Origin of the sequence: Streptomyces canus (assembly GCF_001514145.1) — a bacterium.
GTDB classification, from domain to species: Bacteria; Actinomycetota; Actinomycetes; order Streptomycetales; family Streptomycetaceae; genus Streptomyces; species Streptomyces canus.
In genome coordinates, this window is sequence record NZ_KQ948663.1 from 1 (window position 1) to 18,718 (window position 18,718).

At 70.5% G+C, this 18,718-nt stretch carries 19 protein-coding genes; 8 read left to right on the forward strand and 11 right to left on the reverse strand.

What is annotated here, in order from left to right; genetic code table 11:
• Together AQJ46_RS24825 and AQJ46_RS24830 are read left to right on the forward strand one after the other, a co-directional pair.
• The coding region (locus tag AQJ46_RS24825; protein ID WP_404828483.1) for a helix-hairpin-helix domain-containing protein at positions 1-1,459 on the forward strand (1,459 nt) is incomplete at its 5' end.
• Positions 1,456-2,424, forward strand: coding sequence for a DNA polymerase Y family protein (locus AQJ46_RS24830; RefSeq protein ID WP_059207733.1), 969 nt, complete (start codon positions 1,456-1,458; stop codon positions 2,422-2,424). The genes AQJ46_RS24825 and AQJ46_RS24830, both read left to right, overlap by 4 nt.
• Before the next feature lies 1 nt (position 2,425).
• Here AQJ46_RS24830 and AQJ46_RS24835 read toward each other — a convergent pair whose 3' ends face one another.
• A complete protein-coding gene (locus tag AQJ46_RS24835; protein ID WP_059207734.1) occupies positions 2,426-2,800 on the reverse strand; it encodes a cupin domain-containing protein in 375 nt (124 codons plus the stop codon).
• Between the two features lie 97 nt (positions 2,801-2,897).
• Here AQJ46_RS24835 and AQJ46_RS24840 point away from each other — a divergent pair, with 97 nt between their 5' ends.
• The gene (locus AQJ46_RS24840; protein ID WP_057614453.1) at positions 2,898-3,341 is read left to right on the forward strand and encodes a MarR family winged helix-turn-helix transcriptional regulator; all 444 of its coding nucleotides are present in this window, start codon (positions 2,898-2,900) and stop codon (positions 3,339-3,341) included.
• Between the two features lie 171 nt (positions 3,342-3,512).
• A complete protein-coding gene (locus tag AQJ46_RS24845) occupies positions 3,513-4,376 on the forward strand; it encodes an esterase/lipase family protein (protein ID WP_059207735.1) in 864 nt (287 codons plus the stop codon).
• Positions 4,377-4,432: 56 nt separating this feature from the next.
• Here AQJ46_RS24845 and AQJ46_RS24850 read toward each other — a convergent pair whose 3' ends face one another.
• Complete coding sequence (locus AQJ46_RS24850; RefSeq protein ID WP_059207736.1) at positions 4,433-5,410, reverse strand: lytic polysaccharide monooxygenase auxiliary activity family 9 protein; 978 nt, start codon at positions 5,408-5,410, stop codon at positions 4,433-4,435.
• Between the two features lie 140 nt (positions 5,411-5,550).
• Between AQJ46_RS24850 and AQJ46_RS24855 the strand changes: the two genes are divergently transcribed.
• Entirely contained in the window at positions 5,551-6,000 is a 450-nt protein-coding gene (locus AQJ46_RS24855) for a GNAT family N-acetyltransferase (RefSeq protein ID WP_057614450.1), read from the forward strand.
• A gap of 21 nt (positions 6,001-6,021) precedes the next feature.
• Here the strand turns inward: AQJ46_RS24855 and AQJ46_RS58485 are convergent, their stop codons facing one another.
• Positions 6,022-6,156: a hypothetical protein gene (locus AQJ46_RS58485; protein ID WP_020117828.1), complete on the reverse strand. Its 135-nt coding sequence runs from the start codon at positions 6,154-6,156 to the stop codon at positions 6,022-6,024.
• A 140-nt stretch (positions 6,157-6,296) separates the two neighbouring features.
• Between AQJ46_RS58485 and AQJ46_RS24860 the strand changes: the two genes are divergently transcribed.
• Positions 6,297-6,908 (forward strand): class I SAM-dependent methyltransferase, encoded by a 612-nt coding sequence (locus AQJ46_RS24860; RefSeq protein ID WP_059207737.1) that lies wholly within the window; start codon positions 6,297-6,299, stop codon positions 6,906-6,908.
• Here AQJ46_RS24860 and AQJ46_RS24865 read toward each other — a convergent pair.
• Positions 6,905-7,480, reverse strand: coding sequence for a DUF402 domain-containing protein (locus AQJ46_RS24865; protein ID WP_079072423.1), 576 nt, complete (start codon positions 7,478-7,480; stop codon positions 6,905-6,907). The two genes, AQJ46_RS24860 and AQJ46_RS24865, sit on opposite strands and share 4 nt — an antisense overlap.
• Entirely contained in the window at positions 7,461-8,390 is a 930-nt protein-coding gene (locus AQJ46_RS24870) for a GNAT family N-acetyltransferase (protein WP_059208034.1), read from the reverse strand. Before AQJ46_RS24870 ends, AQJ46_RS24865 begins: the two co-directional genes overlap by 20 nt.
• Before the next feature lie 71 nt (positions 8,391-8,461).
• Here AQJ46_RS24870 and AQJ46_RS24875 point away from each other — a divergent pair, with 71 nt between their 5' ends.
• The gene (locus AQJ46_RS24875) at positions 8,462-8,833 is read left to right on the forward strand and encodes a GntR family transcriptional regulator (RefSeq protein WP_208616982.1); all 372 of its coding nucleotides are present in this window, start codon (positions 8,462-8,464) and stop codon (positions 8,831-8,833) included.
• Here the strand turns inward: AQJ46_RS24875 and AQJ46_RS24880 are convergent.
• Positions 8,818-9,549 carry a DUF72 domain-containing protein gene (locus tag AQJ46_RS24880; protein WP_059207739.1) on the reverse strand — a complete coding sequence of 244 codons (732 nt, stop codon included), beginning with the start codon at positions 9,547-9,549 and terminating at the stop codon, positions 8,818-8,820. The genes AQJ46_RS24875 and AQJ46_RS24880 overlap by 16 nt on opposite strands.
• Before the next feature lie 15 nt (positions 9,550-9,564).
• The gene (locus AQJ46_RS24885; RefSeq protein WP_059208035.1) at positions 9,565-10,659 is read right to left on the reverse strand and encodes a DUF5925 domain-containing protein; all 1,095 of its coding nucleotides are present in this window, start codon (positions 10,657-10,659) and stop codon (positions 9,565-9,567) included.
• 167 nt (positions 10,660-10,826) lie between these two features.
• Here AQJ46_RS24885 and AQJ46_RS24890 point away from each other — a divergent pair, with 167 nt between their 5' ends.
• Positions 10,827-12,248 carry a GH39 family glycosyl hydrolase gene (locus AQJ46_RS24890; protein ID WP_059207740.1) on the forward strand — a complete coding sequence of 474 codons (1,422 nt, stop codon included), beginning with the start codon at positions 10,827-10,829 and terminating at the stop codon, positions 12,246-12,248.
• Between the two features lie 44 nt (positions 12,249-12,292).
• Here AQJ46_RS24890 and AQJ46_RS24895 read toward each other — a convergent pair whose 3' ends face one another.
• The 4 genes from AQJ46_RS24895 to AQJ46_RS24910 are packed head-to-tail and all read right to left on the reverse strand — an operon-like array spanning position 12,293 to position 18,707.
• A complete protein-coding gene (locus AQJ46_RS24895; protein WP_059207741.1) occupies positions 12,293-16,114 on the reverse strand; it encodes a lipopolysaccharide biosynthesis protein in 3,822 nt (1,273 codons plus the stop codon).
• Positions 16,107-16,907, reverse strand: coding sequence for a polysaccharide deacetylase family protein (locus AQJ46_RS24900; protein WP_059207742.1), 801 nt, complete (start codon positions 16,905-16,907; stop codon positions 16,107-16,109). The genes AQJ46_RS24895 and AQJ46_RS24900 overlap by 8 nt, the downstream gene beginning before the upstream one ends.
• Complete coding sequence (locus tag AQJ46_RS24905) at positions 16,900-17,889, reverse strand: glycosyltransferase family 2 protein (protein ID WP_059207743.1); 990 nt, start codon at positions 17,887-17,889, stop codon at positions 16,900-16,902. The genes AQJ46_RS24900 and AQJ46_RS24905 overlap by 8 nt, the downstream gene beginning before the upstream one ends.
• Positions 17,886-18,707, reverse strand: coding sequence for a glycosyltransferase family 2 protein (locus AQJ46_RS24910; protein ID WP_059207744.1), 822 nt, complete (start codon positions 18,705-18,707; stop codon positions 17,886-17,888). Before AQJ46_RS24910 ends, AQJ46_RS24905 begins: the two co-directional genes overlap by 4 nt.
• Positions 18,708-18,718 lie beyond the last annotated feature (11 nt).

Genomic DNA, 18,718 nt, shown 5'->3' on the forward strand with positions numbered 1-18,718 from the left:
GGTCGCCGCCGACATGGTGCGCCCGTTCATCGAGGCGCGGCACGGGCGGGCGCCCGTGCGGTATCCGCACCGGGATCTGGAGCGGCCGCTGAAGGGGACGTACGGAGTCGTCGTCTTCCACGAGCAGATCATCGACATCGTCGACATCATGACCGGGTGCGGGCGCGGTGAGGCGGACCGGGTGCGGCGCGGGCTGTCCGACCCGGAGTCGCAGGGGCGGATCCGGTTCTGGTTCGCGCAGCACGCGGCGGCGAACGGATACAGCGCGGAAACGATTCAGCGGACCTGGGAGATCGTCGAGGCCTTCGGGTCGTACGGCTTCTGCAAGGCGCACGCGGTCGCCTTCGCCGTACCGACGTACCAGTCGGCGTGGCTGAAGGCGCACCACCCGGCGGCCTTCTACGCCGGGCTGCTCACGCACGACCCCGGGATGTATCCGAAGCGGCTGCTGCTGGCGGACGCGCGGCGGCGCGGGGTGCCGATCCTGCCGTTGGACGTGAACGAGTCGGGGGTCGCCCATCGAATCGAACTGGTGTCTGAATCCTCTGCCGTGTGGGGACTTCGGCTGGCCCTCTCCGACGTGCACGGCATCAGCGAGGCCGAGGCGGCACGGATCGCCGAGGGGCAGCCGTACGCCTCACTGCTGGACTTCTGGGAGCGGGCGCATCCGAGTCGTCCGGTGGCTCAACGGCTGGCGCAAGTAGGGGCGTTGGACGCCTTCGGCGCCAACCGGCGGGATCTGCAACTGCACCTGACCGAGCTGCACCGGGGCGCACGCGGCGGCCGTGGGGCCCAACTCCCCTTGTCCGGCGGGAGGAAGACGGCCTCGGCCGGGCTGCCGGATCTCTCCTCCACGGAGAAGCTCAGCGCCGAGCTGGGGGTGCTGTCGATGGACGTCTCGCGCAATCTGATGGACGACCACCAGGAGTTCCTGACGGAGTTGGGCGTGGTCAGCGCGCGACGGCTGCGGGAGGCGCGGCACGGTGAGGCCGTGCTGGTCGCGGGTGCCAAGGCGGCCACCCAGACACCGCCGATCCGGTCCGGCAAGCGGGTCATCTTCAGCACTCTGGACGACGGCACCGGCCTGGTCGACCTCGCCTTCTTCGACGACTCCCACGACGCCTGCGCACATACCGTCTTCCACTCCTGGCTGCTGCTGGTGCGCGGGGTGGTGCAGCGGCGCGGCCCGCGCAGCCTCAGCGTGGTGGGCGCGGCCGCCTGGAACCTCGCCGAACTGGTCGAACTGCGGGACGGCGAAGGCCTCGACGCGGTGGCGGCACGGCTGGCGGAGCCGATGCCGGTCAGGGCCGGGGACGCGGCCGCGGATCCGACCGGCGGCAGGCGAATCCAAATGCCGACGGGATACGAACTGCATCCATGGGCCGATCTGCGACCGGCGGGTCAAGAGCCTTCACAGGTACGGAAGTTGTGGCACCAGAGCCCGGGGAGTGCGGGATGACCATCCTCTGTGTACGTTTCCAGCTGCCGCCGACGAGGGAGGCGGCCCTGCCCGAACTGCTAGGCCTCCTCGAGGAGTTCACGCCGGTCGTCGAAGCGCTGCCGCCGGACCGGGCACTGGCGGATCTGCGGGGCGCCGAACGGTACTTCAAGCGGGACGCCGTCGAGCTGGCCTCGGTGATCAGGGTCCGCGCCCTCGCCCTGCACGGCGTCGACTGCGCGATCGGCGCCGGGCCCGGGCCGATGCTGGCCCGCATGGCGCTGAAGGACGCCCGGCCCGGGGTGACCTGTGCGGTTTCCGGGGACGCGGTGGCGGACTTCCTCGCCGGCCGGCCCGTCGCCGCGCTCCCCGGCGTCGGCGGCGCGACCGCCCGCGTCCTGTGCGAGTACGGCCTCGACACCCTGGGCCGGGTTGCCGCCGCACCCCTGTCCACGCTCCAGCGCCTGGTCGGCGCCAAGGCCGGCCGCGAACTGCACGAGAAGGCGAACGGCGTGGACCGCGGCCGGGTGGTCCCGAACGGCGTCTCCAACTCCCTCGCCACCGAACGCCCCTTCACCCGCGACGAGTTGGACCCCGACCGGCACCGCCGCGCGCTCCTCTCCGCTGCCGAGGAACTGGGTTCCCGGCTGCGCGCCCTCGACAAGGTCTGCCGCACCCTGACCCTCACCGTGCGCTACGCCGACCGCACCGCGACCACCCGCAGCCGCACCCTGGGTGAACCCACCGCCCACTCGGTGGCCCTGACCAGGGCGGCGTACGACATGTACGAGGCCCTCGGTCTCCAGCGTGCCCGGGTCCGCTCCGTCTCCCTGCGCGCCGAGGGCCTCGACCCCGCCGAACAGGCCTCCCACCAGCTCACCTTCGACCCCACCGACGACAAGCTCCGCCGCATCGAGGAGGCCGCGGACCGCGCCCGCGCGAGGTTCGGGCCGCTGGCGGTGCTGCCGGGAACCCTGGCCGCGTAGGTCAGTTGGCCCACGGCGGAGTGATGCGGGTGCCGTCGGCCAGTTCCGCCTCCAGGCCGATGGAGGTGGTGACCCAGGTGAGGGCGGTGTGATCGGTGGGGTTCTCGACGGCGAAGGTCGCGCCGGGGTTGACGATCACCGTGTCGCCCGCGGTGATCCGATGGGTGGTGTCGTCGAGAGTGATCAGGAGTTCGCCGATGAGCAGATGGAAGATCTCCTCGCGGTTGACGGTGTGAGCCGGCGCCTTCGTCCCCGCGGGGATCTCGCCGCGCCAGGCGCAGAGCTCCTTGGCGCCGCTGAGGGGAGTGGCGTACGAGACGAAACGGGCGCCGTGGATCTCATGGGTGACGGCATCGGACGAGCGGACTACGGGCATGCGGGACCTCCGGGTCCATAGATGGTCAAGCAACTTGACTATATGCCTCCATGGTCAAGCTGCTTGACCAATTCGTCAAGGGTGTTTCAATGCCTGAGTGCAGAACTCCGAAGCCCTCGCCCTGGCCGCCGCCCTGCTCGCCGCCGCCGGTGACCTGACCCAGCGCATCAACGACGGGGTCGTGGCCCGGGGGTTCGAGGCGCGGCCCGCCTGGGGCTTCGCCTTCACGCGGCTCGCGCCGGACGGGGCCACGGTCACGGAGCTGGCAGGTCACCTCGGCGTGACCAAGCAGGCCGCGAGCCAGTTGGTCGACGAGATCGTGCGCAAGGGGTACGCCGAGCGGCGGCCGCATCCCGTGGACGCGCGGGCCCGGCTCGTCGTGCTGACCGAGCGGGGGTGGGCCTGCACGCGTGCGGCAGAGGAGGCCGCAGCGGAGGCCGTGCGGTCGTGGACCGATGTACTCGGCGAGAGCGATGTGCGCGCATTGTGCGACCGGTTGGGGCGCATTGCTCCCCATGGTCCCATCAGGCCCACCTGGTGACGGTTCATCAGTGGATGCATATGGCGCGGTTAACACTGCAAGTTTTTACTGACGCGTAACTTCACAAGTGCACTACTCGTCCGTAACTTTCGAATTGAACAGCATCCTCGTGATCCGGATCACAGGGCGTAAGGCCATCGCAACTCCCTTGAGCCGCAAGGAGATCACACGATGCTGCCCTGGAAACGAGCCCTCAGACCCCTGGCCGCCCTGCTCCTGACCGCCGCGGTCGCCCTTGTCCCCGCCGCCGGGGTCGCCCAAGCCGCCCAGGTTCCCAGCAGCGGATGGAACGACTACTCCTGCAAGCCCTCCGCCGCGCACCCCCGCCCCGTCGTCCTCGTCCACGGCACCTTCGCCAACTCCGTGGACAACTGGCTGGCCCTCGCCCCCTACCTGGAGAACCGCGACTACTGCGTCTTCTCCTTCGACTACGGCCAACTCTCCGGAGTACCCCTCTTCTACGGCCTCGGCCCCATCGACAAGTCGGCGGAGCAGTTGAAGACCTTCGTCGACAAGGTGCTCGCCGCCACCGGCGCCCCCGAGACCGACCTCGTCGGTCACTCACAGGGCGGCCTGATGCCCCGCTACTACCTCAAGTTCCTCGGCGGAGCCGCCAAGGTGAACGCCCTCGTCGGCATCGCCCCCGACAACCACGGAACCACCCTGTCCGGCATCACCAACCTGCTGCCGTACTTCCCGGGCATCCAGGACCTGCTCACCACCCACACCCCGGCCCTCGCCGACCAGGTCGTCGGCTCCCCCTTCCTCACCAAACTCAACGAAGGCGGCGACACCGTACCCGGCGTCAAGTACACCGTCCTCGCCACCAAGTACGACGAGGTCGTCACGCCGTACCGGAGCCAGTTCCTCAGCGGATCCGGCGTCCACAACGTCCTGCTGCAGGACCTGTGTGCGCTCGATCTCTCCGAGCACGTGGCCATCGGGCTGTTCGACCGGATCGCCTTCCACGAGGTGGCCAACGCCCTCGACCCCGCCCACGCCACCCCCACCACCTGCGCGTCGGCGTTCAGTTGACCGACGCCGGGGCCTGTCCGGCCTGAGCCGCCGGTCAGGCCCCGGAGATCGTTCGGTCAACGGCCCTGCCGTGCACCGCCGTTCGCCGCGCGCCGCCGCACCGAACCGAACAGGATCGCCGCGCCGGCCGCGAGCGCGGCAGCACCGCCCATCGCGAGATACGACGTGCTGCTGTCCCCACCCGTCTCGGCGAGGTTCTGCGAAGTGCCCGCCGACTTCACGTCGTTGGCCGGAACGCTCGCCGTTTCGGCCACCGGCTCGGCCGACGTACTGGCGTCGTCGTCGCCATGCCCGTCGTGCTCCACCGTCGACTTGCCGGTGCCGTCCTCGATCTGCTCCTCGGAGGGAGCGGAGGCGCTCGGGACCGGGGTCGGACTGCTCGCCGTGCCACCCAAGTCGCCGCCGAAGGTCACGTCCGAGCAGGAGTAGAACGCCTCCGGGCTGTCCGAGCGCTGCCAGATCGCATACAGAAGCTGCTTCCCGGAGCGCTCCGGGAGCGTGCCGGAGAACGTGTAGAAGCCGCCCGAGGCGACCGGGTCGGTGGCCGTCGCGACCGGGTTCGACAGGTCGAGGTCGTCCCAGCCCAGCGGCTGCGCGGGGTCGTAGCCCGGCTTGGTGAGGTACACCGTGAAGGTGCCCTTGTGCGGAGCGGTCACGCGGTACTTGAAGGTGTACGACCCACTGCTCACGCTCGTCGCCGGCCAGTCGGCGCGGGCCAGGTCGAGCCCCTTGAACTCGTCGTTGTTCGCGCTGCACAGCCGGCCGTCCGGGATCAGTTCCTGGTGCCGTCCGTTCGCGTCGCCGATGCGGACGCCGTTCCAGTCGTAGAGCGCCTGCGTGCCGCCCGCCGCGACCGCCGCCCTGCACGCGTCCGACTTCGGGCTCTCGGGGCCCTCCGCGTAGCACTGCGAGACCCGGCTGACCGGGTCGCCCATCGAGCCGTGCGCGGACGCGGACCCGGCGGCCAGTGCGGTCAGGGCGAGCGGGGTCAGGCCGACGGCGACGACGGCTGCGGCCTTGCGGCGTGCGGGCATGGGGGATCTCCTCGGAACCGGTACTGGTGGGTGCCGGATCAAAGAAACCGTGAAATCCCCAGCTTGTGACGGTCGGTGGCGATCTTTATGGCCCTCTTAAGGGAGTGCTGAGGCGGAGATCAGACAGTTACCGTGCGCGCATGACGAACGACGAGATCCGACCCGCCGAGGCGGCCGACGTGCCGACTGTGAAGGCCCTGACCGACGCGGCGTACGAGCACTACATCGAGCGCATCGGACGCGTACCCCAGCCCATGGAGCGGGACCACGCGGCGAACGTGGCCGCGGGGCAGGTGTTCGTCACCGGCGACCCGGTGGTCGGACTCGTGGTGGTCGAGGCGCACCCCGACCACCTCTACCTCGACAACATCGCCGTCCGCCCCGACGCCCAGGGACAGGGCGTGGGAGGACGGCTGCTGCGGTTCGTCGAGGCACACGCGCGTGCGCTGGGCCTGCCCGAGGTCAGGCTCTACACGAACGCGATGATGTGGGAGAACCAGGAGATCTATCCGAAGTTCGGTTATGAGGTCGTGGAACGGCGAGTGGACGGGCCCTACGACCGCGTCCACTACCGCAAGCGACTGGTCTGATACGGGGCGCGCCTGCCGCCGTCAGCCGTCGGGCCACCAGGTCCGCGCGATGTCCTTGCGGACCTCGGGTCGTCCCGCGGGGCGCTCGTCGGCCTCCTCGGGGAGTCGCCGGGCGTCCGTCCTCTTCAGGGGCTTCTGCACGGTGGTACGGCGCATGACTGCCTCCTTCAGTGCCTACCGAGTTCCGCGTTCTCACGGAGGTAGACCCTTTTGGGGAGAGTTCCTCATCGGTTACCGGTCTGTCAGTGGCGGCTGTCACGATTCGAGTGTCAGTGGCGGGTGTCACTCTTGGGCGCATGACGGAGAACAGTGACAGCAGGGGTGGCGCGGCTGACGTGGACTGGGACGCCGAAGCGGGGTCCTTCGACGAGGAGCCGGATCACGGGTTGCGGGACCCCGGGGTAAGGGGCGCTTGGGCCGAGCGGCTGCGGGGGTGGCTGCCGGGAAGGGCGTCCGACGTCCTCGATCTCGGGTGCGGGACCGGCAGCCTGTCACTCCTCGCGGCCGAGCAGGGGCATCGGGTGACCGGGGTGGATCTTTCGCCGGCGATGGTGGAACTGGCGCGCGCCAAGCTTGCCGGACGCGACGCGGCGTTCCTGGTCGGTGACGCCGCGCATCCTCCGGTGGGGGAGCAGCGGTTCGATGTGGTCCTCGGCCGGCATGTGCTGTGGGCGTTGCCGGATCCCGGGCGGGTGCTGCGGCGGTGGTGGGGGTTGTTGCGGCCGGGCGGGCGGTTGGTGCTGGTGGAGGGGGTCTGGGGGGCGGTCGGGATATCGGCCGAGGTGGTGACGGGGTTGGCGGAGCCGCTCGGTGGGGGCGTGCGTGTGGAGCGGTTGTCGGGGGACTCCCTGTTGTGGGGGAAGGACGTGGATGACGAGCGGTATGCGGTGGTGGTGACGGGCGACTAAAGGGGTGGGAAGGGGGGTGGAGTGTCGACTGCGGCGTCGTTGTGGCTGGTCGCGCCCCGCGGCGGAGCCGCATATTGATACAGCCCCGCGCCCCTGGTGGGGTGGGCCATGGCCTCCAAGTCGTCCAGAGCTGCCAGTGCCGCCGACGCCGCCTCCGGGTCCCTCTCCGCCAGACCGCTCTCCTCGAACTCGTCCTCGTCCAGGCGCAGCACGTCCGTGCCGTCTGCCGAGACCCACAGGTCCAGGTCCAGGTCCTCCACGACCAACTCGGCGCCGTTCAGTGCCGCCGGGCGGGTGATGTCGCAGTACCAGCCCTTCAGGGTGCCGTCCGAGGAGCGGACCTCCTTGACGGCGTACCAGCGGTCACGCCAGTAGTGCTCGGTGAAGACGTCGCCCGGCTCGAAGCGGACGAAGCCGAAGTCGCGGACGCCCTCGCCCGCCCAGGGGGCTCGCACGGTGATGCGGGTGCCGTCGTCGGTGAGGAGCTCGGCCTCGTAACGGATCTTCGTGCGCCCCGCCTTGAGCAGGACGACGTCCACACGCTGAACGGACTCAGGTGAGTTCGCGGACATGACGTACCTCCGTGGCGCAGATCTCGTATCCGAACCACTTGTTGATCGCGAGCATGGGTTCGTTGCCGGCGTCGTTGCCGGTGAGGGCCTGCGTGCAGCCGGCGGCGCGGGCGCGGTGCAGGGAGGCGTTCTTGGTGAGCTTGGCGAGGCCCCGGCCGCGGAAGGCGCGGGCGGTTCCCGTCATGGCGGTGGCATAACGGCCGGAGCCGTCGGTGTGGGCGGCGCTGAAGGCGGCGGGGCGGCCGTCGACCAGGGCGATCGTGGTCAGGGCATGGTCGAGGAGCGGATGCTTCCAGTTCTCCTCGATCCACACGTCGTAGTCCGTGAACTCGGTGTCCACATCGCTCGGTTCGTCTCCCACCGTCTCCGCGTCCAGCTCGAAGAAGGGGCGCGGGTCGTCGGCGAAGTCGGCGCCGGTGCGCAGTTCGACGCCCGGGGGAGGGGTCCCCAGCGGGGGCAGCGTGCCGCTCGCCAGGTCCAGGCGCAGGAAGTGCGCGGAGCGGCTGGCCCGGTAGCCGTGCCGCTCGGCGAACATGCGGTTCTGCGGCTCGTCCAGCACCCAGGAGTACAGCCTGGTCGCGCCGTGCGCCGCCAGATGCTCCTCGGCGACGCGGACGAGGAGGGCGCCGGCGCCGCGCCGGGTGCGGTCCGGGCGTACGTAGATGTTGAGGTAACCACGGCCCGGCTCCGGGCTGTCGTGGGCGAGGCCGACCTGGGCCGTGCCGATCACCTCGCCGTCCTCCTCCGCGACGAGGGAGCGGTAGTGGCCGTCCGGGTGGGTGTGGACCGTACGGTGAATGACGCCGGCCGGGGTCCACAGCACGTGGGGAAGGGTCAGATGGCGGGCGTGCGTGAAGTTCTCGACGTCGGCCGGGTCCTGGGCGCGCAGATCGCGCACGATCACGGTCATGAAGGCGCACGCTACGTGGGGGCGTCGCACGAGTGCCTCTCATTTTCCGGTGGGTGCGGGACAATCGGCTCGTGACCTTGAAGATCCACATCGATGACAGTGCCCCGCCGTACGAGCAGGTGCGGGTGCAGATCTCCGGGCAGGCGCGGGCGGGGGTGCTGCCGGTGGGGTACCGGCTGCCGACCGTGCGCGGGCTCGCCGAGTCGCTCGGGCTCGCCGCGAACACCGTCGCCAAGGCGTATCGGGCGCTGGAGAGCGACGGGGTGATCGAGACACGGGGGCGCAACGGCACGTTCGTGGCCGCCGCCGGCTCGGCCGCCGAACGGGAGCTGGCATCGGCCGCCCAGGCGTACGTCGAGCGGGCCAGGCGACTGGGGCTGACGGAGAGCGACGCCTTGGCGGCCGTACGGGACGCGCTGCGGGCGGCCTACGGGGAGGACTGAGACAGCGAGGCGAACAGCTGCGCGTTCCGCACGGCGGCCCCGTTCGGGTCGTTGTTGAAGTACGCGTACACGTCCTCGTTCCCGGCCCAGGTCTTCCCGATCCGCTCGGCCCAGGTCTCCAGGGACCGTCTGCCGTAGTGCGGCCACGCCCGTGCCCGGCCCTCGTGGAAGCGGACGTACCCCCAGTCGGCGGTGCGCCAGAGCGGGGTCACCGGGCGGGCGCGGACGTCGGCCCAGCACAGGGCCGCGCCGCGGGACTCCAGGACCTTTCTGGTCTCCGGCGTCCACCAGGACTCGTGACGGGGTTCCACGGCGACCCGGGTCGACGACGGGAAACAGGCCAGGCAGGCGTCCAGCAGCTGCGGGTCGGCCCGCAGGGTCGGGGGGAGCTGGAGCAGCACCGGGCCCAGACGCCGGCCCAGCCCCTGCGCGTGGCTCATCAGGCGGTGCACCGGCTCCTCGGGGTCCTTCAGCCGCTTGATGTGGGTCAGGTACCGGCTCGCCTTCACCGCCACCACGAAGTCCCCCGGCACCCGCTCCCGCCACGCCTCGAAGGTCTCCCGGGTCGGCAGCCGGTAGAACGCGTTGTTGATCTCGACCGTCAGGAAGTGCTCCGTGTACTGCTCCAGCCAGAGCCGCACGGGGACGCCGTCGGGGTAGAGGACGCCCCGCCAGTCCTTGTACTGCCACCCCGACGTGCCGACGAACAGGGTCATAGACCTATGAAAGCACTACAGGTACAGCCCCGCGTCCGCCCCGGGCCGCGGCTCCGGCACCGCCGTCGGTGACGTCCCCCGCCGCAGTGCGTACAGCTCCGCCAGGGTCGCTCCCTCACGGCCCACGCCCTCCTCGGTGCCGAGCCAGCCCACCGCCTCCCGGCGGGTCAGCGGGCCCACCTCGATGCGGGCCAGACAGCGGCCGGGGCGGACCACGGCGGGGTGCAGGCGCTCCAGATCCTCGTTGGTCGTCACGCCCACCAGAACGTTGCGGCCCTGGCCCAGCAGGCCGTCGGTGAGATTCAGCAGGCGCGACAGAGCCTGGCCCGCCGTGTGCTTCGCCTCGCCGCGGATCAGCTCGTCGCAGTCCTCCAGGAGCAGGAGCCGCCAACGGCCCTTGCCCGTCGAGTCGTCCTCGCCGATCGCGATGTCCATCAGATAGCCGACGTCGCTGAACAGCCGCTCCGGATCCAGGACACAGTCCACCTGGCACCAGTCCCGCCAGGAGCGGGCCAGCGTACGCAGGGCGGAGGTCTTGCCGGTGCCGGGCGGGCCGTGGAGCAGGAGCAGACGGCCCGCGATGTCCTCCGGCGTCGTCTTCATCAGGGTGTCCATCGCGTCCGCGACCGGTGCCGTGTAGTTCTCCCGGACCTCGTCCCAGGTGCCCGCGGAGATCTGGCGGGTCGTGCGGTGCGGGCCGCGCCTGGGGGAGACGTACCAGAACCCCATCGTCACGTTCTCCGGCTGGGGCTCGGGCTCGTCCGCCGCGCCGTCGGTGGCCTGGTCGAGAACCTTCTTGGCCAGCTCGGCGTCGGTGGCCGTGACGGTGACGTCGGCGCCGCGGTTCCAGCGGGAGATCAGCAGGGTCCAGCCGTCCCCCTCGGCGAGCGTCGCGCTGCGGTCGTCGTCGCGGGCGACGCGCAGCACCCGGGCGCCCGCCGGCAGGAGCGTGGCCCCGGTGCGGACCCGGTCGATGTTGGCCGCGTGGGAGTACGGCTGCTCGCCCGTCGCGAAGCGGCCGAGGAACAGCGCGTCGACGACGTCGGACGGTGAGTCGCTGTCGTCGACGTTGAGCCGGATCGGCAGAGCGTCGTGTGGGTTCGCAGACATGCCGCCCATGATCCGGCACGGGACCCCCACCCGCACCCGGTTTCCGTGGTGTGCCGGTTGTGTCGCGGCTGTCCCGTGCTTCCGGTCTGTCCTCAACGTCCTGTTACGGAGCTGTGCATCTCCGACATCTGCCCGCACAGGTGTGTTCGCGGATACCGTTGCCCTCAATGGGACGTCATGAGTGGAATTCGGGGGCACGGCGGTGGCGGCTCACCGCGCTGCTCGGTGTGGGCGCGGCGGCTCTGGCGCTGGTGGTGACCCTCCTCAACACGCTTCCGGGCAGCGGCGCGGGCACCGACGGCACCTCGCGCAACGGCGACAAGGTCCACGGCACTCCGACGAGCACACCCGACGCGGAGACCCCGGAGGTGGGCTGGGGGTTCACCCACACCCAGTTCAGCGCCGACGAGGGCAGCTCCGCCGCCACCGAGCGCGTCGAGGGACTGCTGGCCGACGTGGGCGGAGTCCCGCAGAACCAGCACATCATGGGCTGGGGCGCCGACAACCCCGAGCCCGTCAAGGGGCGTTACGACTTCGAGGACCTGGACCGGCGCATCGACTTCATCCGCGCCTCCGGCTCCACACCGATCGTGACCCTGTGCTGCGCTCCCGACTGGATGAAGGGCGGCGAGGCGGGCGTCGGCAACACCGACTGGAGCAAGGCGGCACTGGAGACCGCGCCGGATCCCGCGCACTTCAAGGACTACGCCGCGCTCGCCGCGACCGTCGCCAAGCGCTACCCGGACGTACGCCACTTCATCGTCTGGAACGAGTTCAAGGGCTTCTGGAACGACGCGAAGGCCCGCTGGGACTACGAGGGGTACACCCAGCTCTACAACCTGGTCTACAAGGCGCTGAAGAAGGTCAACCCCAAGATCATGGTGGGCGGGCCGTATCTCGTGATGGACAGCGTCGATCCACGCTCCGAGGACGCCTCCACCGGCTTCAAGGGGGCCTGGGGCGCCATGGACCAGCGGATCCTCGACGCCTTCGACTACTGGAACAGGAACAAGACCGGCGCCGACTTCGTGGTCGTGGACGGCTCCAGCTACACCAACGACGACGAGCTGCTGCCGAACGAGTTCGCGGCCACCGACAAGTTCACCGCGGTGAGCCGGTGGGTGCGGCAGCAGACCGGGAACCTGCCGCTGTGGTGGGCCGAGTACTACGTCGAGCCCGCCGACAGCCGGGACGAACGCGAGGGCTGGTCCGAGAACCGCCGGGTCGCGGTGCAGGCCGCCGGAATGATCGCGCTGGCCAAGGGCGGCACCACGTCCGCCCTCTACTGGAACCCGGAGAACGAGAAGGGCACGGACTGCGCGGGCTGTCTCTGGACGCCGACCAGCGGCAGCGGCGGCGGTAAAAAGCTGCCGATGTTCGACCTCGTCAGCCGGTTCAGCAAGGCCTTCCCGCCGGGGAGCGCGTACGAGAACGTCTCCGTCGCCGCCGACGACGTGCCCAACGTCCGCGTCCTCGCCACCGGCAGGACCGTTCTGGTGGTGAACACCTTGAATCGGCAGATCAGCGCCGAGATCGACGGGAAGAAGTTCGACATGCAGGCGTACGAGGTCAAGTGGCTCACCCGCTGAGCCACTTGACCTCCGAATGACGTCCGAATGACGTCCGAAGGGCGTCACTTCATCGTCAGGAACCGCTGCACCAGCGCCGCCAGGAACACCGCGAGCAGCGGCAGCGCGAACCAGAAACTGCTCTGCAGCCACCGCAGCTGCCGCACGCCCGGCCGCACCGCGACCCGCACGACCTCACGGGCCGAGAGCAGCAGGATCAGCGCCAGTGCCGCGAGCGCCCCCACGACCGACCAGGGCGTCCACGTCACCTGCGGCCCGATCGGCCCGGGATCGGCCTTCGGGACCTTCCCCGCGGGCTGGTCCCGCAGGGCGTACATGGTCACGTCGTCGTTGGTGAGGACCCGCTTGAGTTCCTTGCGGCTGTCGAGGTTGTCGAGCAGCCTCGGCTCCCACGTCCTCGAATAGCCCACGTCCAGACGCAGATACGTGACCTGGCTGACGTTGACCATCAGATACGAGTTCGGTCCCGCGTCCTTCAGCGACTTCACCAGTCCGGACACCAGCACCGGGTCGGTCGGCGCGAGCGTCGGCACGTAGGACACCTTCTCCATGTCCTTCGCGCCCCACGGCATCGCCGGCGTCACGTTGTTCACCTTGTCGTTGGACAGCCACAGCACCCGGACCGTCGGATCGTCGTGCGCGTAGACGTAGTCCATGGCGGCGACCTCGCCGGGCTGGATCCGCTCGAACGGCTCGTTGCCCCACCGGGCGACCAGGAAGCCACCGACGAGCAGCAGACCCGCCATGAGCGCGGCCACCGGGGCGAGGCTGACCCGGTCCTTCTCGCGCTCCTTCGCGGTGACGCCGGTGCGCGGGAAGAGCGCCAGGGCCGCGAGCAGACCGGCGCCCGGCAGGGCGAACATGAAGACCCGCAGGGCCATCTCGCCGCCGTACGACTGCATGCCGAAGCCGAGGAACGGCACGAAGGTGAGGACGAGCAGCGCGGCTTCCCGGTACTTGTGTTCGCGCCGCCGCCACCAGCCGTAACAGGCGAGGGCCATGACCCCGCCCGCCAGCAGCACACGCACGTACAGGACCAGTTTGTGGGTCGAACTGCCGCCCTCGATACGGCCGGAGACCGACGAGGAGACGTTGCCGCCGACCCCGCCGACCCCGCCGAACAGGTCGTCGAAGTGTCCCGACCAGTACGGTTCGGCCATCCACCCGATCCAGGCGGCCACCATGACGGCGAACAGGACGGGCAGACCGCGCAGTTCGCTGCGGCCGATCAGGACGAGCGCCGCGAGCACGCCGAGCATCACGAACGGGGTGAGCTGGTGCGCGGGCACGCTCGCCGCGAACAGACCGATCAACACCGCCAGCAGGACGGCCCGTTGGCGGCGGTTGGTGGGTTCGACCTCGGCCTCGCCGGGCCGCCGCTTCGTCCAGATCACGCGCGGGGCGCGGAACCAGACGAGCAGGACCGCCACGAACACCAGGTACAGCAGATAGGTGAAGCCCTGCGGGGAGAAGTAGTCCTGGCCGACCCAGCCGCTGAGCACGAAGATCCAGATGCCGGTCCACTTGGCCCGCCAACTCGCCCGCATGTGCCGTACGAGCAGGAACATCGGCACCAGGTAGAGGAGTTGGATCGCCGTCGGCCACCAGCGGATGACCTCGGTGAAGTCCGTGACCCCGCAGGCCTGCGCCACGAACGCGGCCACCGCGAAGAAGCCCGGCCAGCTCCAGCGGGCGTCCAGGTCGGGCACCGCGGAGCCGGTCCGGTCGATGTAGTCGATGAACCCGAGGTGCTGCCAGGCCGTCGCGAACCGCGGCTCGGCCTCGATCACCGCGGGCAGCGCGTGCAGCGAGAACACGGTCGCCACCAGCGTGACCAGCAGCAGCGCCTTGTGCTCACGGCCCAGCCAGAGCAGCGAGGCGAAGACCACGACCAGAAGCGCCGCGCCGGCCAGTGTGGGCAGCGGCAGGATCGAGATCAGCCCGAGCCCGCCCATCCGGTCCAGGTCGGCCTCGCCCAGGCCGGCGGCCGGCACCCAGTACAGGAGCAGCGCGACGGCCAGCAGGCAGCCGAGGAACACACCGAGCCAGGTGGGTTGCAGCCGCTCCCGCCAGGACAGCGGCCGCGGCGGCGGCGGCTCCGCGGACTGTGGGCCCTCCTCCGGTACGGCGGGCTCCTCCGGTACGTCGACCTCCTTGCCCGCGTCGAAGGCCACCTCGAACGGCGCGTCCACCTCCGCCTCGGACGGCCCGACGGAGGACTCGGAGCCCGGCTCCCGCGCCTCCACCGGCAGCCCCAGGTCGGACGGCTTCTGCAGCGCCCACGTCGGCCGGTCACGCGTCACGCCCGGCACGGGCGTCCCCGTGGGCGGGGTGCCGGGGCCCGGGCGTACGTCGGGACGGCGTTCCTGGTGGTCGAAGTCGACGTGGATGCCCAGCGCGAGGGTGTCCTGGTCAAGCGCCCAGCCGGGGCGGCGGGTGCGGCCGGCGGCCGGTACCTCACGCGCCCCCAGGTCGGCGAGGTCACCGTCGGGAGCCGCGCTCGCGGGGACCTCGTCGGCCGGTGCGTGCCGGAGCGTCCGGTACAGCTTGGGGGCGGCGATCGCGACGATCACCGCGAGCGAGGAGATCTCGGCGACGCCCGCTCCGGTCAGCCCCATACGCGGCAGGAGCAGCAGCGTCAGACCGAGCACCAGCACGCACAACAGGCCCTGCAGCCAGGCGAGTCCGGAGGTGCGGCTCTGCGCGCGCAGCACCGCGAAGTACGTCTCCATGACGACCCGGAGCACCGCGCCGACGGCGAACCAGCGCAGCAGCGGGGTGGCCGCGTCCGCGTAGCCCGAGCCGAACACACCGAGGATCCAGGGCGCCCCGAAGAACAGGACGCCGGCCACCGGCAGCATGATCCGCGCCATCCGCTTCAGTGCGGCACGGGTGTTGGCGGCCAGGCGTGACGGGTCGTGCGAGCCCTCGACGGTCAGCGAGGCGCCCATGTTGATGGCGAGCAGGTTGCAGGTGCCGCCGATCGTCGTGGTGATGTAGAAGTACGCGTTGTCCTGGGAGCTGACCTGCGAGGCCACGATCACCGGGACCAGATAGACCACGGCGAGCGAGAACAGCGAGCCGGTGTAGTCGCCCGCGAGGAAACGCCCGATCTCCCTGAAGGAGGGCGGCTTCGCGTGGTCCTCGGTGGCCTTCACATGGCGCGGCGCCAGACGCCGGAACACCATCCAGCCCAGCGGCAGCACCGAGACGGCGATCGCCGCGACCCACGACACGAAGACACCGGCCGTCGGGATCGCCACCGCGAACGCCACCAGGAGTCCCAGCTTCACCGCCGAGAACACGGTGTTGCCGACCGGCACCCACAGCGCGCTGCGCAGCCCGGTCAGCACCCCGTCCTGGAGGGTGAGCACGTTCCAGGCGATGACGGCGGCGATGAAGCCGAGGCCGTTCACCGTCCCGTGCAGGAAGCGGTACGACGGCCCCCACATGTCCAGGGTGAGCAGGAAGACGGCCGCGGCGACCGCCACGACCACCGAACTGCCCGTGTACGTACGGGCGATGAGGCGCCCGGTGGCGCGTCCCGCGACCGGTATGAAGCGGGCCAGCGCCCCGGTCAGGGTCACCGCGGTCAGTCCCGCGAGGAGTTTCATCGCGGCGATCGCGGCGGAGCCCTGACCGACCGCCGACTCGGAGTAGTAGCGGGCGGCCGCCAGCCAGAAGCCGAGGCCCAGCACGGCGGAGATACCGGTGTTGAGCATCAGGGCGTAGGCGTTGCGGAACAGCTGGTTGCCGCCTCCCGCGCGGCCCCTGCCGAGGCCGGGCAGCCGAAGACGGCGCCCCGACTGCTCGGGCGCCTTCGCCGCGGTCGACTCGGGCTCGGTCGTGGTCGTCGTGTCAGACACGGGAACGGGAGACCTTCCGGCGGACCTGTCGTGCTCTTCGGACCAACGCGTACCCCTTGGTGAGGGCACGGTCCCTGGCGAAGTCCCGGGCGACCGCCCGGCCCTGGACGAGCCGCTCGAACTCCTCGGCCGTGGTGCTGCGGCGCACGGTGAGGCGGGTGAGGGCATACGGCCCCTGGCTCCGGCGCGCCAGGCCGTTGTTCACGGCGAGCGCCTGGCCGTACCCCGTCTCGCGTACCGCCTCGCGCACCCGGCGGCTGGAGTAGCCGTACGGGTAGGCGAGCGAGGCCGGCGCGGTGCCGAGTTCGTCGGTGACGATCTCCCTGGAGTGGATCAGCTCGTGGCGCAGCGCGCCGTCGTCGAGCTGGTCGAGCTCCGGGTGCGTGTGGGTGTGGCCGCCGATCTCGACGTCCGCCGCGGCGAGTTCGCGGACCTGGTCCCAGTCCAGCATGGTGTCCAGGCCGCCGCCCGTGTCGTACGCACCCCGGATCCAGCCGGTGGAGACGAACACCGTGGCCGGGAAGCCGTGCTTGGCGAGCACGGGCAGGGCGTGGCGGTGGACGCCTTCGTAGCCGTCGTCGAAGGTGATCAGGACGGGCCGCTCGGGCAGCGGCCGGCCCTCGCGCCAACGGGCCGCGAGGTCCGCCGTCCTGACCGGGGTGAGACCCAACTCGCCGATGACCTCCATCTGTTGGGCGAAGCCCTCCGGGGAGACCGACAGCACGCGGGTGGCGTCGTTCGGGTCGGTGGCGACCGCGTGGTACATGAGGATCGGTACGGGCGGCTCAGCCATCTCTCTCCCCCTCGATGTCCGCGACCGTGAACGTGGCACCGCCCCGCCGCGCCCGGACGGTGCCGACCACATACCCGCCGGCCGCGGTGAGCACCCCGGCGACGATCGCGCCCGCTCGTCCCGCACCCCCCGGCCGGGACAGCGCGGCGTCCCGCAGCCCGCGCACCACCCCGGCCGGCAGCACCCGGGTGGCGTACCGGCGCTCGGACTCAAGTCCCTTGGCCGCGCCGACACTTCGGGCCACGAGCGCCTTCGACAGGCCCTCCGCGTACGCGCGCGTGCGGAAGTACCCGAAGTGCTCGCGCGCCTCGGGCACCCGGTGGTGGATCACCGCCCGGTCGTCGATCAGCAGGACCGCGTCCGGTCTGGCCCGGCTCAGCCGGATGCACAGCTCCGTCTCCTCGCAGCCGAGCGGGCGTTTGTCGCCGTCCCGTCCGATGCCGGTGGCGAAGCCGCCCGCGGCGTCGAAGGCGCTGCGGCGGAAGGAGGCGTTGCCGCCCAGGACGTTGCGCACCCGGACCAGGCCGGACGGGATGCCCTTGTAGGTGCAGCCGACCACCCAGTCGAACTCCTCGGGGAACCAGGCCGGCCGGCGCCCCGACGCCCAGATCGGCATCGTACGGCCGCCGACGGCCATGACCCGCGGGTCCGCGTATCCGCAGGCGAAGTGGCGCAGCCAGTCCCGCTCGGCGACGGCGTCGTCGTCCAGGAAGGCGATCACCTCGCCGCGCGAGGCGGCGATCCCCGTGTTGCGGCCCGCGGACAGACCGCGGGGGCCCTCGTTGGCGAACACGCGGACCTCCTGAACTTCCTTGTACTCCTTGGTCAGTCGGTCCAGAAGCACCGGATTGTGGTCGACGACCAGCAGCGTCTCCAGGGCCGGATACGACTGCGTACGCACCGAGGCGACCGCCGCGAGGATGTCCTCCCAGCGGTCCTCGGTGTACACGCAGATCACGACGGAGATGTCGGGATCGCTCAAGACACCTCTCCCCGGCGCGAGTCGAGCATCGGCGAGTGATGGGTACGGCGGCGCAGCGCACGCCGGTTCGACCGCTCCCCGAGGATCACCTTGAGCACCCGGAACCCGTCCCGGACGGCCCGCAGATTGCTCGCGCCGTGGATGCGGAGGTACTCGTAGCTCGGTATCTCCTGCACCTTGAGCCCCGCCTTGACCACCCGGATGTTCATCAGGGTCTCCACCTCGAAGCCCGTGCAGTCGAGGTCGATCTTGTCGAGGCAGTGCCGCCAGAAGGCGTTGTACCCGTAGCAGAGATCCGTGTAGCGGGCTCCGAACTTGCGGTTGACGATGGTGCAGAGCGCCCAGTTGCCGAGTTTGCGGATGAAGGTCATGTCGTCGGTGCCGCCGCCGTTGGCGAAGCGGGACCCCTTGGCGAAGTCCGCGCCCGAGACCAGGGCGGACACGTAGGAGACGATCTCGTTGCCGTCGGCCGAGCCGTCCGCGTCGATCATGACGACGATGTCACCGGTGCAGGCTTCGAACCCGGTGATCAGGGCGTCCCCCTTGCCCTTGCCGTGCTGCTTCACGACCTTCACCTCGGGCCACAGCCCGCGGGCCACCGCGACGGTGTCGTCCGTGGAGTTGCCGTCCACCAGAACCACTTCGTGGATCCAGTCGGGCAGCGTCTTGAAGACGTACGGAAGGTTCTCCGCCTCGTTCATGGCGGGTATGACGACACTCACCGGTGGCGTGATGGCCAGGTGAGTGGAGATGGGCCGGTACTGGCTGGCTGTCGGCACATCCTGGCCCGCAGTCGCCGGGCGCAGAACTGAACTCATGAGTCTTGTTC